At 56.6% G+C, this 881-nt stretch carries 1 protein-coding gene and 1 pseudogene; both read right to left on the bottom strand.

The annotated features are described in order from the left end of the window. Window positions 1-140, bottom strand: a pseudogene (locus BN2476_RS44850) (DDE-type integrase/transposase/recombinase); the annotation flags it as partial. A gap of 64 nt (window positions 141-204) precedes the next feature. Then, window positions 205-881 (bottom strand): group II intron maturase-specific domain-containing protein (locus tag BN2476_RS44845; RefSeq protein ID WP_268958034.1); only part of this gene is annotated, 677 nt, incomplete at its 5' end.

Here is an 881-nt window from a genome sequence, read left to right as displayed (position 1 = left end):
GCCTTGTCCACCGCGCGGTACAGGTATTTCCATTGACCGCCCACCTTGACGTACGTCTCATCCATGCGCCAACTGGTACCGACCGGACGTTTGTGTCGGCGAAACGCCTTTTCGAACAGCGGCACGAGGTGAGTAGACCAGAGGAATTTCACCTCCAGCCTCTCGCAGAACGGTGCGTGAGCCTCTCGACTCACACCGCTCCCATCAAGCGAACGAGCCTGTCATTCCCCGTTGCCAATGTACGAACAGTTGCGGTTGCCGCTTCGCAATGCCTTCCACGAAGATAGACGCCCGTGTTCTGTGTCCTTTCAGGCGCCTATACTTGCGCATTGCCCAGGCAACCAACGTCTTGTTGAAGTGCCTGAGCGCCGGATATATCGCTGACGGACTGAATTTCCCGTAGTAGCTCAACCAGCCTCGCAGGACTGGATTGTGCAAGCGGGAGATGTCAGTCACGCTGAGATACGTCCGGGTTTGGTAGCGAGCCTCGCGAGTCGTTTGCCGCATGGACTTGAGGGCCGCCGCACTGACGGCGGGCGTGAAGTTCACAAATATGCTGTTGCGTCTGCGATTCTTCACGATTCGCCGCCGAAAGGTGTACCCGAGAAAGTCAAACTGCGTGTTTGGATACCGCCCTTTGCGACTGCCATCCTTGCAGTAGACGATTTTGGTCTTGTCCGGATGCATTTCCAGATGGCACTCTGCCAACCTTGCCTGAAGCGCAGCCTTGACAGCTTGCGCCTCTTGTTCAGTCCGGCAGTGAACCAGTCCGTCGTCTGCATACCGGCACCAGGGAAGATCGGGAAACATCCGGCCCATCCAGACATCGAACGTATAGTGCAGGAACAGATTTGATAGCACTGGGCTGATTACGCCGCCTA

The sequence above is a fragment of the Paraburkholderia piptadeniae genome (genome assembly GCF_900007165.1).
GTDB classification, from domain to species: Bacteria; Pseudomonadota; Gammaproteobacteria; order Burkholderiales; family Burkholderiaceae; genus Paraburkholderia; species Paraburkholderia piptadeniae.
The sequence above is the reverse complement of the archived record's forward strand: the minus strand, read 5'-3'. Positions and strand labels throughout refer to the sequence as shown.